Source organism: Bacillus sp. UNC41MFS5 (genome assembly GCF_000686805.1).
On the sequence record NZ_JMLP01000039.1, the window covers coordinates 1 to 14,410 of the forward strand.

Sequence of the window (14,410 nt, forward strand, 5' to 3'; positions counted from 1 at the left end):
CCCGGTGTTATCCCAGTCTTACAGGCAGGTTGCCCACGTGTTACTCACCCGTCCGCCGCTAGACTCCGAAGAGTCTCGCTCGACTTGCATGTATTAGGCACGCCGCCAGCGTTCGTCCTGAGCCAGGATCAAACTCTCCAAGAAAGTTGATTAGCTCATTTGTTACGTTGGCTTAGTTTCTTAAAAGAAACTAAAATTTATTGTTTGTTTGCACGATTTTGTTTGTTTAGTTTTCAAAGAACAATTTCTCTTTCGCCCAAAAGCGACTTTATTATCATATCAAGTTATCAACCAGAAGTCAACAACTTTTTTCTTTCATTTTGCATCGCCTCAGTGACGACTTTTCCTATATTACAGCATATAAAAGCATTGGTCAATACTTTTTTGGAAATTGATTTTTATATTTTTTCAAAAAGAAAAACCGCCTATTTCAGCGGTTCACGATTTAGAGTACCCAATGTTGAATAGCAGCTAATGCAATCAGGCCCGGGATTCCTAAAAAGCCTGAAATGGCGGAGGTGGCAAAATTAATCGGCACATGGATACCATAACGGTTTCCTGCTGCATTTAGGAAGAATAAAAATAGCGCTCCTATGACTAACTTGATTGCAGCTTGACCTGCAAATCGAGCAGGCTTAAAGGGAGCTCCCGTAAATAATAGGATAATTACTAAGCCTCCTAGGATAGATATTACGATAATTGGTTCCAAAAAAGCTATCCCCCTTCTTAAGTCACTTTATTTACAACTTATGTACAAGCTGCCAAGAATAGACCTAAAAAAGGAAATAGCTTATTTATGATTTTATTAAATTAACGTTCCGCTGCTTTGCCTCTCTTAAGAGAAAGATATATTTTGCCTCAGCTATTTTCGTTTGACAAATCACTTCGTCAGAAGGATCGAAACTTTTCTCTAACAGCAACTTTTCTTGCTGCCAATGTTCTTTAAATCGATTCAACTGCACTAAAAGCTTTTCATTATACTCTTTACGAAGCCGCCCTTTACGCTGAAAAAACATCGTTGATTCCTCCGCGTCTTCTTAAAATTCTCTTCGGCCCTCAATCGCTTTGGATAAAGTAACCTCATCTGCATATTCAAGATCCCCGCCAACTGGAAGTCCATGAGCAATTCTTGTTGTTTTAATTCCCGAGGGTTTTAATAAACGGGAAATGTACATGGCCGTTGCTTCCCCCTCGATATTAGGGTTTGTCGCTAAGATTACTTCTATTATATTTTCATCTTGAAGTCGCTTTAAGAGGCTTGGAATATTGATATCCTCAGGTCCGATCCCATCCATAGGCGAAATGGCCCCATGAAGGACATGGTACAATCCATTGAATTCCTTCATTTTTTCCATCGCAATCACATCTTTAGGATCTTGGACAACACAGATGATACTCTTATCGCGGCGCACGTCTTCACAAATGTAACAAGGATCTTGATCTGTTATATGACCGCAGACAGAACAATATGTTAAATTCCGTTTGGCATTGACAAGTGCTTTAGCAAAATCAAGCACCGTATCTTCTTTCATACTTAAGACGAAAAAAGCCAGACGACCGGCCGTTTTAGGACCGATACCTGGCAGCTTCATAAAGCTGTCAATCAGCTTTGAAATTGGTTCTGGATAATGCATCTTTTGCTATTCCTCTCCTAAAAAGGAAGGTTCATTCCTTTTGTAAATTGCCCCATCGTACTGTTTGTTAACTCTTCTACCTTTTTAAGAGCATCATTTGTAGCAGCTAAAACAAGGTCTTGAAGCATTTCTACATCATCCGGGTCAACGGCCTCAGGTTTAATAATTACATCGACTACTTCCTTATGTCCTGTAACAATGACAGTAACCATACCACCGCCAGCAGTTCCTTCAATCTTTTTTTCACCTAATTCTTCTTGTGCCTCTGCCATTTTCTTTTGCATCTTTTGCATTTGTTTCATCATATTCTGCATATTTCCCATTCCGCCACCACGCATCATTACCATCTACCTCCAATTAATTAGTTATTAGTCAATAATTTCCACAAATTCTTCGCCAAATAATTTTTTAGCCTCAGCAATATGTGGTTCTTCTTCCTTAGGTACTTCACTGGTTTCACCTTCAGCACCTTCATGGCTATTCAAAAAGCTTTCGCGAATTGGCAGCCACTGGTCTTCCGGGACACCTAAGATTGTAAATCTTTTGCCTGCTAATTTATTTAAAGCGGCGATAACTGCATCCAGAAAATCTGCTCGACTCATCGCCATCTGGCAAATCATTTCATGCTTAAATTTTATGATAAAAGCAGTTGCTGATGCGGCGATAGGCTCGGCATCGTTTAATAGGGCAGCTTGTGATTTTAACAGACTTGCCCGCAATTCTGCCCAATTAGATTTAATCAGATTCAAATCGCTTTTTGTAGCCTGCTTTAACACTTCATTTATTTTTCCGACCGCCGGTTGAAATGCCTTTTTCGCAGATCTTTGGGCTGGCTTTTGTGTTTGCTGCACTGCCTCTTGCGGAGATGCTGTTACACCATTCGCCTTTAAATGCTCGAGCTCCATCTCCAATTGACCGATTCTTGTTAACAACTGGTCAATTTGAGCAGGCTGCGCCTGTGCCGTCTGCTTGACTTCCATTTGACACAGCTTAACAATCGCCACCTCAAGAAAAATTCTTGGATGATTGGTCCAACGCATTTCTTGTTGTGTTTTATTCAAGAGATCAATCAATTGATAAATCTGATCTGTTGATATCGTTTCAGCGATGGTTCGAAAATCATCATCCAGCATTACTCTTTCCAGCGATTCTTCAAGGTTTGGTGCCGTTTTATATAGAAGCATGTCGCGATAAAACAAGATTAAATCCTCAATAAATCGCATCGGGTCTTTTCCATGAAATAAAAGCTCATCCAACGCTGCTAAGCCGTTTGCAACATCCTTTTCCCGGAATGCCAAAGCAAGCTTATTTAAAAAACCCTGCGAAACCGACCCTGTAACCGTTAGCGCATCTTCAATTGCAACATGGTCCTGGCTATACGATATCGCCTGATCCAATAGACTAAGCGCATCACGCATCCCGCCATCAGCTGCCCGAGCAATCAATTGAAGGGCACGCTCATCACAATCAATTCCGGATTCCTCCACAATCAATTTCATCCGATTGACGATTGCCCCAGCTGTAATGCGTCTAAAATCAAAACGTTGACATCTCGAAATAATCGTTAAGGGGATTTTATGAGGTTCTGTTGTAGCTAAGATAAAAATGACATGCTTCGGCGGTTCTTCTAAAGTTTTTAGCAAGGCATTAAAAGCGCTAATGGATAGCATATGCACTTCATCAATAATATAGACTTTGTAGTTTACAGCTGTTGGTGCAAATCTTACCTTATCCAGGACATCACGCATTTCTTCCACACGTGAGTTTGAAGCCGCATCAAATTCTAACACATCTGAAATCGTTCCATCAGTTATTCCGCGGCAGGCTGCACATTCGTTACAAGGTTCTGAAACAGGTGACTGCTCACAGTTAATCGCCTTTGCTAATATTTTAGCTGCACTTGTTTTCCCTGTTCCTCTTGGGCCGGAAAAAAGATACGCATGTGATATTTTTTGCTGAAGCAGGGCGTTTTGTAATGTCTTGGTTACATGTTCTTGTCCTACTACATCGAGAAATGTTTGAGGCCGCCAAACACGATATAAAGCTTGATACGCCAATTGACACACGCCCCCTTCAAAATTTTCATTCCTTTTTATTATACCTTAATCATTTTGCTTTTTACAAAATGAATCTATTTAATGTGCAAAAAAACTCACCCCAAGTCTGAGATGAGTTAATTTATGTAATATAACTGCCGTGCACCTTCCGTCGACTAACGCCCATAAGCGTTACTTAAGCAGTTAGCTCGGCCCAGGCCACCCTGCGGCACATGGGAGCGTCCACTTAATGCTGCTTCCTTCCGGACCTGACATGGTTCATGGATTCCCATTGCGCAGGACCAGGGCGTCAACACCACTTACTTAAGGCAGACCCTACAGGTCGTTAGCCTCGGGAAGGGATTCAGTCCCGCTAGAGCGGATTGCGGGTACAGGGCACCGCTACCTCCCCACCTAGCACGGCAAAGTTGATACCAAAGTTATGTGCGTCACTATGACGCTTTCTTAGTATACAAATATTCTCGTAAAAAAGCAATCCTTATTCTTTGTCATTTTTTGTAAGGTTGTCTTCCTTCATTTTTTTTGCTGCCTTTTTTCGCTCTCTTATTTTCCGAAAAAAATCGGAGAGCAGCTGCCCGCACTCTCTTTCTAAAACACCGCTAGTAACTTCGCTTTGATGATTAAAGCGGTCATCTTCCAATAGATTCATCAGTGTCCCTGCACAGCCGCCCTTAGGGTCAGCCGCGCCGTATACCACCCTTTTCACTCGAGATAAAATAATCGCTCCTGCACACATTGGGCAAGGCTCCAACGTGACATATAATGTAGATTCCTCAAGACGCCATGTACCCGTCTCTCTACAAGCTTGATCAATCGCTATTAGCTCAGCATGTGCAACAGCATTTTGTTCAGTCTCCCGTAGATTATGGGCCCGAGCGACTATTTTCCCGTCCATGACGAGCACTGCACCAATCGGTACCTCATCTATGGCTTCAGCCTTTTTGGCTTCCTTTATCGCTTCCTTCATATAATACTCATCAATTGTCTGCTCATCTATCATGATAATTCCCCTTTACTTTTCCCATGGTCCCATTATTACCAAAATGGAGTTTCCTAGTGCTTCAGATGAAATTTATAAGCATTATATCATTTATCCGTTTCCTCACTCATAAAATAGTTGCAACGCATATTTGCTTAGGAGGGATTAGGATGCAAATCCATGTGATAAAGAGAAATGAATCCTTAACTACAATTGCTAGAACTTATCATACAACCGTAAAGGACATCGTAGAGGCCAACGATTTACCGAATCCAAATAATCTTGTGATTGGACAGTCAATTGTCATTCCGATTATTGGACACTTTTACTTCGTGCAGTCAGGCGATACTTTATTCACCATCTCAAGAAAGTTTGGCGTCCCTTACCAGGAGCTTGCCTCCATCAACCGGATTAATCCTAACCAGCCGCTTACTATTGGTTTCCGTCTCTATGTTCCGCAAGGCAAGAAGAGAAACGCCGAATTTAACGCGTACGTTGAACCGCGCGGCACTACCGTAGCTCCTATTTTAGAGTCGAGTGCCCGCGAGGCCGCACCCTATTTAACCTATTTAGCCCCATTCAGTTTTCAAGTCCGCCGTGATGGCACACTGAAAGCACCCTTGCTGAATCAATTTCCCGCCATAGCCAAAGCCAACCGCAATGTGTTAATGATGGTTATTAACAATCAAGAGAATGATCAATTTAGTGACGAACTTGGAAGAATCTTATTGAATAATATTGCCATTCAAGATAAATTTCTGGATAATATTGTCGCAACTGCTAAGCAGTATGGATTCCGGGATATTCACTTTGACTTTGAGTTTTTGCGCCCGGCTGACCGGGAGGCCTATAATCGCTTTTTACGAAAAGCAAAGCAAAGATTTGCAAAGGAAGGCTGGCTCATGTCAACTGCCCTTGCCCCAAAGACCAGTGCCACTCAAAAGGGAAAATGGTATGAGGGACATGATTATAAAGCCCATGGGGAAATCGCAGACTTTGTCGTGATTATGACCTATGAGTGGGGATATAGCGGAGGCCCCGCAATGGCTGTCTCTCCCATCGATCAAGTGAGAAGAGTGTTGGAATATGCTGTCACTGAGATCCCACCGAATAAGATTATGATGGGGCAAAATCTCTATGGCTATGATTGGACACTTCCATTCGTGCAAGGGTCCGTAGCTAGGGCAGTAAGTCCACAGCAAGCGATACAGCTCGCCGCAAGGCACAATGTCCCGATACAATATGACACCAAGGCCCAAGCGCCATTTTTTAGATATTCAGATGCAGGCAGGCAGCATGAGGTTTGGTTTGAGGACGCCCGCTCGATTCAAGCCAAATTTGATTTAATTAAAGAGTTAAATATTAGAGGGATGAGTTACTGGAAGCTCGGTCTTGCCTTCCCGCAAAATTGGCTGTTAATCGTCAACAACTTCAATGTCACTAAACATGTACCCTAAATAAAATTATTCTACAAAAACTGCCGTGATTCGGCAGTTTTTTCATATATTTGACATAAAACATATTTCTTCTAAATTTTCCTTATCCCTTCCTGGGTAAGATTATGATAAAATAAATCTTGCGTGTTTTTTTGTGACTAAATATCCAGATGATCTGGTGAAACATAGAGTGAAGGTAGCTTTCGAAGGAGGACTTGCAATGGGGGATACACCCTTTATTACCGTTGAAGGGCCGATTGGTGTTGGAAAAACATCACTTGCAAAAGCCATTTCAGCGCAATTTAAATTTGCATTACTTAAAGAGATTGTTGATGAGAATCCATTTTTAGGGAAATTCTATGAAAATATTGAAGAGTGGAGTTTTCAAACGGAAATGTTCTTCCTCTGCAATCGCTTTAAGCAACTAGGGGATATCAATACCCATTTCTTAACTCAAAATCAATCCGTCGTAGCGGATTATCATATCTTTAAAAATTTAATTTTTGCGAAGCGTTCATTAAATCTGGACGAGTATCAAAAATATGATAAAATTTATCAAATTCTAACTGAAGATATGCCGAAGCCTAATGTCATTATTTATTTAAATGCCAGCTTAGATACACTTCTAAAACGAATTAAAATAAGAGGGCGTGAAGTGGAAAAGAATATTAGCCCCTTATATTTAGAACAGTTATCGCTCGATTATGAAGAATCAATGACGATTTTTGAAAAAGAACATCCAGAAATACCCGTTCTTCGCTTTAGCGGAGACGAATTGGATTTTGTCAAAAATGAACAAGATTTAAACCATATTTTTGGACAATTATCATTAGCATTAAAAAAAAGCAGCTGGACTAAAACATTATAGATCAGGGGGATGTTAGTGAGTATCGTTATTGGTGGTATGATTGGTCTTGGAAAAACAAGTGTGGCAGACACTTTGAATGCACACTTTCAAAATAAAGGAATTGAAAGTAAGGTGTTTTATGAAACAGTGGATGATAACCCGATTCTCCCACTCTATTATGAACTGACACCTGAAGAATTAGATGCTAAAAGAATCCCTTTCCTGCTTCAATTATTCTTTTTGAATAAACGTTTTAAAACCGTTAAGGAATGCGTTAGTTGGAGAGAGCCTATTTATACAATTCAAGACCGTTCCATTTATGAAGATTGGTATTTTGCCTATGTGAATAAATCGTTAGGCAGGATTTCTGATTTGGAATTTAAAATATATGAAGAATTAGTGGAAAACATGCTGGAAGAACTAAATGAACTTCCAAAAAAAGCACCAGATTTAATGGTGTACTTAAAAGGATCATTTGATACAGTGATTGACCGGATTATGGCCCGCGGCCGAAGCTTTGAAATAAATCCTGAACTGAAAGAATATTACTTCGAAGTGTGGAAGGGTTATGATGAGTGGGTGTTGAACCAGTACTCAGCAAGCGAGGTATTAGTGATTGATATGGATACAACAGACGTTGTAAAAAGCGCGGAAGATGCCACTAGAGTTTGCCTTGAAGTGGAAGATAAGTTGAAAGAAATCCTAAATATAAGAACAGCACATATTGGATAAACCAATATGTGCTTTTTTGTCTGTATCGGGGTTATTAAGTTCTATGCTATGAGATCTGTTTCTTGGATTCCCTTAGTATATCTGTCATTTAGGGCTACACTATTACCTGTACCCTTGTTTTATCTTAGTTTTGGTCACGTAGGGCTACTCTACGTGACTTGAACCCTTGAATTGCCTTAGTTTCGGTCTCGTAGGACCACTCTACGTTACCTGAACAGTTGAATTATCCTAGTTTCGGTCTCGTAGGACCACTCTACGTGACTTGAACCCTTGAATTACCCTAGTTTCGGTCTCGTAGGACCACTCTACGTTACCTGAACCCTTGAATTACCTTAGTTTCGGTCTCGTAGGACCCGGAGCGGAATTCTGAGACCTATTTCTATGTGGTACAGCTTCCTGAGCATAAAAAAAATCCGTTACATATTATGTAACGAACCTTTATCTCCAGTTTTTATGCGCGATTATTAAATATTATGGAGGAGGAAGAGGGATTCGAACCCCCGCGCGGTATGACCCGCCTGTCGGTTTTCAAGACCGATCCCTTCAGCCAAACTTGGGTATTCCTCCGTATCAACAGAATCTAATTTACCATATTCATTTTCCTATGTCAACATACTAAAATAAAAAACCTGGACAAATTTTTATTGGTCCAGGTTTTGTGATATTACATTGGTGCAATGACTTCACGGTTGCCCATATATGGACGAAGTACAGTAGGTATGACGACACTGCCATCGGCTTGTTGGTAATTTTCTAAGATGGCAGCGACCGTACGGCCAACCGCAAGACCAGAACCATTTAAGGTGTGAACATGCTCCGGCTTTGCCTTTGGTTCGCGGCGGAAACGAATGTTCGCCCGTCTTGCCTGGAAAGCCTCGAAGTTACTGCAAGAAGATATTTCGCGATACGTTCCATAGCTTGGAATCCAAACTTCAATATCATACTTTTTCGCAGCGGTAAAGCCGAGGTCACCCGTACACATGCTTAACACACGGTATGGCAGCTCCAGTAATTGTAATACCTTTTCTGCATCATGTGTCAGCTTCTCAAGCTCCTCATAAGAATCCTCAGGCTTAACAAACTTCACAAGTTCCACCTTGTTGAATTGATGCTGACGAATCAAGCCGCGAGTATCACGGCCCGCAGAGCCAGCCTCAGAGCGGAAACATGCACTGTAAGCAGCAAAGCGGATTGGCAGGGCTTCAGCACTTAATATTTCATCCCGATGAAGATTGGTGACAGGAACTTCAGCTGTCGGAATCAAGAAGTAATCTTCATTTTCAATCAAGAAAGCATCTTCTTCAAACTTAGGAAGCTGGCCTGTTCCAGTCATGCTCGCCCGGTTGACTAAATACGGCGGCAAAATTTCTGTATACCCATGCTCATCGACATGAAGATCTAGCATAAAGCTCATTAACGCACGTTCTAAACGAGCACCTAACCCTTTATAAAAGACAAAGCGGCTTCCTGTTACCTTCCCGGCCCTCTCAAAGTCAAGAATTCCTAGTTGATCAGCAACATCCCAATGCGGCATGGCTTCAAATTCAAACTCACGTACCTTGCCCCATTGTCTTATTTCGATATTATCATCCTCAGTTTCGCCCACCGGAACACTTTCATGCGGGATATTCGGCATGCTCAGCATCAAAAGTTCTAATGACTCTTCCACTACACGTAATTCATCATCAAACGTTTTGATCTTGTCACCCACCTCACGCATTTCCTTGATCAAATGGTCGGCATCCTGCTTTTCCCGCTTTAATGATGCAACCTGTTGAGATACCTCGTTGCGGCGGCTTTTTAACTTTTCTGTTTCGACAATGAGTTCACGTCTTCTTTGGTCTAGTTCTTCAAATTGATCGAGAGCAGATAAATCTTCCCCACGCTTTTGAAGTTTTTCTTTTACTTCTGCAAAATCAGCTCGTAACACTTTAATATCTAGCATAAAAATGGCACTCCTTTTTATTTATTTTTTAATTTTAGACGATGCTGTACGGTTGGTATTACCGCTAAAAAACAAAAAACTCCCGCCCCTAAAACAGGGACGAGAGTTACTCGCGATACCACCCTGGTTGACAGAATAAACTGTCCACCTCAAAAAACGTTAACGGTTTCTACCGAAAGTACATACTGACCTCAGGATGAGATGTTCCGTACCTTGCTCGAGGAGGGATTCACAAGTTTCATCCACCGGTTCACACCAACCACCGGCTCTCTTGTAGAATGAATCTCTTGTTACTAGTTCCTCTCATTGCTTTTATCATTATTTATGATTTTGTATTTATTAATTTACTATATATATTATCCAAAAGCAACCAATTTAAACAAATTGTTTTTGCTTGCTTGCTTATTATTAAAATAAATTAAAACCATCCTTTAACAGTGGTAGAAATCCCATGAAAGACATCTCCAAAAAAGTTACCAATGCCTCTCATCATTAACACAAACCAGTTTGATTTTTCTACATCCTGCGCAGCGATCACATCAACCTTTGCTGATTTTTGCCCCTCAGTAGTTAGGAAGTCAACCTTTTCACCATTTTTTGTCGCAATGGTTAAATAGCCAACTTTCTCACCCTTTTTAATTGGCGCTGTTAGCTTACCCTCTTTCGTCAATTTCTTCTTATCAAGGACTAAGACTGGCTTGTAATTTTGTTTACTGCCATTTGGAATCATCATGTTAATGGCCGATTTTGTATAGATTTTAACCTGATCTTCTTTTCCCTTTGTAACAGGAACCGTTTTTTTACCTTTTACTTGGTAATGCTTAGGAGTAATTTCTTCTTTTGTATAATTTGTAAATGCATAATCTAGCATTTTTTTCGTTTCACCAAAGCGTGCTTTGTAACCATCATCTTTCCCGCTAACGTCCTTCGCATTTTGGACAACGGTAATAAATCGTTTTCCATCTCTGCTCGCTGTCCCTGTAAAACAGTAACCTGCAAAATCCGTTGTACCGGTTTTAAGCCCGTCCATACCTTCATAGCCATAAACTAACGTTGGAAGCATCCAGTTCCAGTTTTGCATTACAATTCTGTCATCAGTGCCTTCACGAAATACCTTTTTAGGCGTGCTGGCTGTTTTTAGAACATCTGGATAATCATTAATGAGATGAAATGCCAACGTTGCCACGTCGCGAGGAGACATCACATTTTCTTCTTCAGCGCCAGTTCCCTCTGGTTGCTCACCATTATAATCCTTATTATTCAAGCCAGTAGAATTCACAAATTTACTATTTTTTAATCCAAGTTTCTTTGCTTTTTCATTCATCAACTTGACAAAATTTGTTTCCGAACCGGCAATGACTTCAGCAAGTGCAATGGTTGTCCCATTTGCAGAGTAAATAGCCATCGCTTCATATAATTCTCGAACATTATATTTTTCACCAAGGCGTAAAGGGACGTTAGATAAACCCGTTGGCTGTGAGATCTTATAAACAAGGTCACTTACCGTATATTCTTGATCCCATTTAACCTTGCCGTGTTTCACGGCATCAAGTAAAAGATATTCCGTCATCATCTTTGTCATACTAGCAATTCCTAATGGACTGTCAGCATTCTTTGCATATAAAACCTTTCCTGTTTGTCCATCAACTAAAATAGCTCCGTCTGCATTCACATTTAACGCTGCGTCTGCCTTCGCTATATCAACACCAGCAAATAGTCCAAAAAACAAAATAAGTGCCAGCGCACTGGCAATACATTTCTGATAAAAATGTTTGTTCACTTTAACGCCCTCCATGAATTTATACACCTTGGTTATTTTAACATAAGTCAATAGCAAATCATAGACGGAGCAATGAACCATCTTATGGCTATTTTTTAAAGTTTATAGGTATTTTTACATAAAAAACAGAGAAGTCAGCGCTTCTCTGTTTTTGAGATTACATAGAGTAATTCGGAGCCTCTTTCGTGATTTGAACATCATGTGGATGACTCTCTCTTAACCCCGCACCTGTCATTTTAATGAATTGTGCTTTTGTTCTTAATTCCTCTAGATCTTTGGTTCCGCAATAACCCATACCGGATCTGAGTCCGCCGATAAGTTGATAAACAGTCTCTTGTAATGGCCCTTTATAAGGAATCCGTCCTTCAATTCCTTCTGGAACGAACTTTTTATTATCTTCTTGGAAATAACGGTCCTTTGATCCCTTTTCCATCGCAGCCACTGAACCCATCCCACGGTACACTTTAAAGCGGCGTCCTTGGAAAATTTCCGTCTCTCCTGGGCTCTCTGTTACCCCTGCCAATAAGCTGCCCAGCATAACAGCATGTCCGCCTGCTGCAAGAGCTTTGACGATATCTCCAGAGTATTTGATGCCGCCATCGGCAATAATCGTCTTGCCATGCTTCATCGCTTCTCCTGCGCAATCATAAACGGCAGTAATTTGTGGTACACCTACACCCGCTACAACTCGTGTTGTACAAATCGAACCAGGTCCAATTCCTACTTTGACCACATCGGCTCCTGCTTCAATTAAGGCTTTGGTTCCTTCAGCTGTTGCCACGTTCCCAGCAATAATCGTGACATTTGGATACGTAGTTCTAATGTCCTTTACCATATCGAGGACACCCTTTGAATGTCCATGGGCTGTATCAAGGACAATCACATCGACATTGGCTTTAACAAGTGCTTCTACTCGTTTCATCGTATCGCTTGTTACTCCAACAGCAGCTCCGGCTAATAAACGCCCTTGACTGTCTTTCGCAGAGTTTGGAAATTCAATCACCTTTTCAATATCCTTAATTGTGATTAATCCTTTTAACACTCCCTGCTCATTAACAAGCGGTAGTTTTTCAATTTTATACCGCTGCAGAATTTTCTCTGCCTCTTTTAACGTCGTTCCGACTGGGGCCGTTACAAGATTCTCCTTGGTCATAACGTCGGAAATTTTAAATGAATAATCTTGGATAAAGCGAAGATCCCTATTGGTAATAATCCCGATAAGCTTTTGTTCCTCCATGTTATTAACAATCGGTACGCCGGAAATACGATATTTTCCCATTAAATGCTCCGCATCATACACTTGGTGCTCTGGAGTCAGGAAAAATGGATCATTAATAACCCCGCTTTCTGACCTCTTTACCTTCTGCACTTGCTCAGCTTGCTGCTCAATCGTCATATTCTTATGAATAATCCCTAAGCCGCCTTGTCGAGCCATTGATATGGCCATTTCAGATTCTGTTACTGTGTCCATCCCAGCACTTATGATGGGAATATTTAGCTTTACACTTGGCGATAGTTCCACTTGCAGATTTACATCTCTAGGCAATACTTCTGATTTACCAGGAATTAATAAAACATCATCAAACGTTAAACCTTCTTTTACAAACTTACTTTCCCACATTTTTCAGGCCCCCAGGAAAAAAAATATTATTTGTAGGTTATCAATTGGATAAAATACTGTCAAGGAATAAATATTAGTCTGATTCTTCTGAAAAAGGTGATATAGTCTTGGGTATTCAATATAAAGATTGGAAAAGCTTCTCTTGTTTCTTTTCGGCAGAATATTGCCAGCAATTTTTAAAAAGTTGTTATCAAAAGCGTAATATCGAGAATCCAGAGCAAAAAAGTTATGAAAACTGTTATGCATTTTTATATTATTTGGAACATGGACAAATTTATTATCAACAAGCCAGTAGCTCTCCACTTATTATTAAACCAATTTTGCTTTTTTATGGTCTTGTCCACTTAATTAAGGCATGTATATTAACAACAGATCCTGCTTACCCTGAAACAACTGCTGTTTTGGCTCACGGTGTCTCAACAAGGAAAAGAAAGAAGCAGAATTATCATTTCTTCCAAGATGAAGTGAAACTTCAAAAAAATGGACTTTTCCCCTTCATCTCTGAAAAATTGTTTCACATGAAACAATTGGAAGGGGAGAAAGTCATTATGGAGGAATTACTAAAGCTTATACCAGAGCTTGATGAATTATTCTTTTTACTTGAGGGGAAAAGGACATTTATGAAGCTGGAGGTCGCTGAGGAACAGCTTGTTATACCGGAAAAAATATTAGATCAATTCCATATGACAGAAAGTCGATTTAAGGAATTTTTGGCTTCCAAGTTTGAAAAGGGTGTGGAGTTTTCTGAGGAGGGGTTGTCTTTTCGGTTAAACTCGGCATCTTCTTTTGGAAGCTCACCATTGAAGTTTCATTTAGGAGAAAATTATTATGCGCTGCCCCTGAACAAAGACAATTATTTTAATTTTCCTGAGCTGCTGATTCATTATTTATTGCTTTACAATTTAAGTATGATTGCACGGTATGAAACGGAGTGGTGGAGTGAGTTGACGAAGATGATGCCAAATAATGATTATCCGTTCATTTGTTCATTTTTGGATGTCACGTTACAAAAGGGGCCTTTTTTGGTTTATCAGTATTTGATGGAAAAAACGGGAAAATAATTAGACTTGATTAGGATTTCACCCACATACTTTTGCTTCTCTCTTTAGGCGCTGTGGATTACACAGCAGAGTGCCCGTTCGGTGCTTTTTCCTTAGTACTCGGGCACTGTGGACCTTCCATAGTTCCCGTTCCGTGCTTTTTTCTCCATGCTCAGGCACTGTGAACCTCGTAGGATGTTCTTTAGTTACCCCTCGATCCTTTTTGTCCTTCGGAACCCCTCCGATAGACATTTTGTCTGTTCACTTGGAGAGTTTTGTCCTTCGGAACCCTTCCGATAGACATTTTGTCTGTTCATTTGGAGAGTTTTGTCCTTCGGA

General features: G+C 40.5%; 14 protein-coding genes, 1 tRNA gene, 1 rRNA gene, 1 other RNA gene and 1 other annotated feature. Of the genes, 4 read left to right on the top strand and 13 right to left on the bottom strand.

All coding sequences use genetic code 11. The annotated features are described in order from the left end of the window. The 8 genes from BR30_RS0115655 to tadA form a co-directional block, all read right to left on the bottom strand. A 16S ribosomal RNA gene (locus tag BR30_RS0115655) occupies positions 1–144 on the bottom strand; the annotation flags it as partial. A 301-nt stretch (positions 145–445) separates the two neighbouring features. Then, positions 446–709, bottom strand: coding sequence for a pro-sigmaK processing inhibitor BofA family protein (locus BR30_RS0115660; RefSeq protein ID WP_026565813.1), 264 nt, complete (start codon positions 707–709; stop codon positions 446–448). 85 nt (positions 710–794) lie between these two features. Further along, positions 795–1,016: a YaaL family protein gene (locus tag BR30_RS0115665; RefSeq protein ID WP_026565814.1), complete on the bottom strand. Its 222-nt coding sequence runs from the start codon at positions 1,014–1,016 to the stop codon at positions 795–797. Between the two features lie 21 nt (positions 1,017–1,037). Beyond that, positions 1,038–1,634, bottom strand: coding sequence for a recombination mediator RecR (gene recR / locus BR30_RS0115670; protein WP_026565815.1), 597 nt, complete (start codon positions 1,632–1,634; stop codon positions 1,038–1,040). A 17-nt stretch (positions 1,635–1,651) separates the two neighbouring features. Then, a complete protein-coding gene (locus tag BR30_RS0115675; RefSeq protein WP_035445646.1) occupies positions 1,652–1,972 on the bottom strand; it encodes a YbaB/EbfC family nucleoid-associated protein in 321 nt (106 codons plus the stop codon). Between the two features lie 30 nt (positions 1,973–2,002). After that, the gene (gene dnaX / locus BR30_RS0115680; RefSeq protein WP_026565817.1) at positions 2,003–3,691 is read right to left on the bottom strand and encodes a DNA polymerase III subunit gamma/tau; all 1,689 of its coding nucleotides are present in this window, start codon (positions 3,689–3,691) and stop codon (positions 2,003–2,005) included. 137 nt (positions 3,692–3,828) lie between these two features. Beyond that, positions 3,829–4,093, bottom strand: an RNA gene (ffs, locus tag BR30_RS35985) — signal recognition particle sRNA large type. A 76-nt stretch (positions 4,094–4,169) separates the two neighbouring features. Continuing rightward, the gene (tadA, locus tag BR30_RS0115685; RefSeq protein WP_026565818.1) at positions 4,170–4,691 is read right to left on the bottom strand and encodes a tRNA adenosine(34) deaminase TadA; all 522 of its coding nucleotides are present in this window, start codon (positions 4,689–4,691) and stop codon (positions 4,170–4,172) included. Between the two features lie 149 nt (positions 4,692–4,840). On the opposite strand from tadA, the gene BR30_RS0115690 reads away from it, so the two are divergent. The 3 genes from BR30_RS0115690 (at position 4,841) to BR30_RS0115700 (ending at position 7,685) form a co-directional block, all read left to right on the top strand. Then, a complete protein-coding gene (locus BR30_RS0115690) occupies positions 4,841–6,127 on the top strand; it encodes a glycosyl hydrolase family 18 protein (RefSeq protein WP_026565819.1) in 1,287 nt (428 codons plus the stop codon). A 199-nt stretch (positions 6,128–6,326) separates the two neighbouring features. Next, entirely contained in the window at positions 6,327–6,974 is a 648-nt protein-coding gene (locus BR30_RS0115695) for a deoxynucleoside kinase (protein WP_026565820.1), read from the top strand. 15 nt (positions 6,975–6,989) lie between these two features. Continuing rightward, positions 6,990–7,685, top strand: coding sequence for a deoxynucleoside kinase (locus BR30_RS0115700; RefSeq protein WP_026565821.1), 696 nt, complete (start codon positions 6,990–6,992; stop codon positions 7,683–7,685). 474 nt (positions 7,686–8,159) lie between these two features. On the opposite strand, the gene BR30_RS0115705 is transcribed toward BR30_RS0115700, so the two are convergent. The 4 genes from BR30_RS0115705 to guaB all read right to left on the bottom strand — a co-directional run bounded on the left by BR30_RS0115705 (position 8,160) and on the right by guaB (position 13,031). Next, positions 8,160–8,252 (bottom strand) — tRNA-Ser (locus tag BR30_RS0115705). Between the two features lie 97 nt (positions 8,253–8,349). Then, positions 8,350–9,630, bottom strand: a complete 1,281-nt coding sequence (serS, locus tag BR30_RS0115710; RefSeq protein WP_026565822.1) for a serine--tRNA ligase — start codon at positions 9,628–9,630, stop codon at positions 8,350–8,352. Positions 9,631–9,722: 92 nt separating this feature from the next. After that, positions 9,723–9,946, bottom strand: a binding site (T-box leader). A 102-nt stretch (positions 9,947–10,048) separates the two neighbouring features. Further along, positions 10,049–11,425 (bottom strand): D-alanyl-D-alanine carboxypeptidase family protein, encoded by a 1,377-nt coding sequence (locus tag BR30_RS0115715; RefSeq protein WP_197032347.1) that lies wholly within the window; start codon positions 11,423–11,425, stop codon positions 10,049–10,051. 142 nt (positions 11,426–11,567) lie between these two features. After that, positions 11,568–13,031, bottom strand: coding sequence for an IMP dehydrogenase (gene guaB, locus BR30_RS0115720; RefSeq protein ID WP_026565824.1), 1,464 nt, complete (start codon positions 13,029–13,031; stop codon positions 11,568–11,570). 107 nt (positions 13,032–13,138) lie between these two features. On the opposite strand from guaB, the gene BR30_RS0115725 reads away from it, so the two are divergent. After that, entirely contained in the window at positions 13,139–14,092 is a 954-nt protein-coding gene (locus BR30_RS0115725) for a YaaC family protein (RefSeq protein WP_081825478.1), read from the top strand. Between the two features lie 18 nt (positions 14,093–14,110). Here the strand turns inward: BR30_RS0115725 and BR30_RS37950 are convergent, their stop codons facing one another. Further along, complete coding sequence (locus BR30_RS37950; protein ID WP_026565826.1) at positions 14,111–14,323, bottom strand: hypothetical protein; 213 nt, start codon at positions 14,321–14,323, stop codon at positions 14,111–14,113. Positions 14,324–14,410 lie beyond the last annotated feature (87 nt).

Excerpts from the sequence above, each read along its gene's own strand:
- BR30_RS0115665 (WP_026565814.1), bottom strand. The coding sequence starts at position 1,016 with ATGTTTTTTCAGCGTAAAGGGCGGCTTCGTAAAGAGTATAATGAAAAG.
- recR (WP_026565815.1), bottom strand. The coding sequence starts at position 1,634 with ATGCATTATCCAGAACCAATTTCAAAGCTGATTGACAGCTTTATGAAG.
- BR30_RS0115675 (WP_035445646.1), bottom strand. The coding sequence starts at position 1,972 with ATGCGTGGTGGCGGAATGGGAAATATGCAGAATATGATGAAACAAATG.
- tadA (WP_026565818.1), bottom strand. The coding sequence starts at position 4,691 with ATGATAGATGAGCAGACAATTGATGAGTATTATATGAAGGAAGCGATA.
- BR30_RS0115690 (WP_026565819.1), top strand. The coding sequence starts at position 4,841 with ATGCAAATCCATGTGATAAAGAGAAATGAATCCTTAACTACAATTGCT.
- BR30_RS0115695 (WP_026565820.1), top strand. The coding sequence starts at position 6,327 with ATGGGGGATACACCCTTTATTACCGTTGAAGGGCCGATTGGTGTTGGA.
- serS (WP_026565822.1), bottom strand. The coding sequence starts at position 9,630 with ATGCTAGATATTAAAGTGTTACGAGCTGATTTTGCAGAAGTAAAAGAA.
- BR30_RS0115715 (WP_197032347.1), bottom strand. The coding sequence starts at position 11,425 with ATGGAGGGCGTTAAAGTGAACAAACATTTTTATCAGAAATGTATTGCC.
- guaB (WP_026565824.1), bottom strand. The coding sequence starts at position 13,031 with ATGTGGGAAAGTAAGTTTGTAAAAGAAGGTTTAACGTTTGATGATGTT.
- BR30_RS37950 (WP_026565826.1), bottom strand. The coding sequence starts at position 14,323 with ATGTCTATCGGAGGGGTTCCGAAGGACAAAAAGGATCGAGGGGTAACT.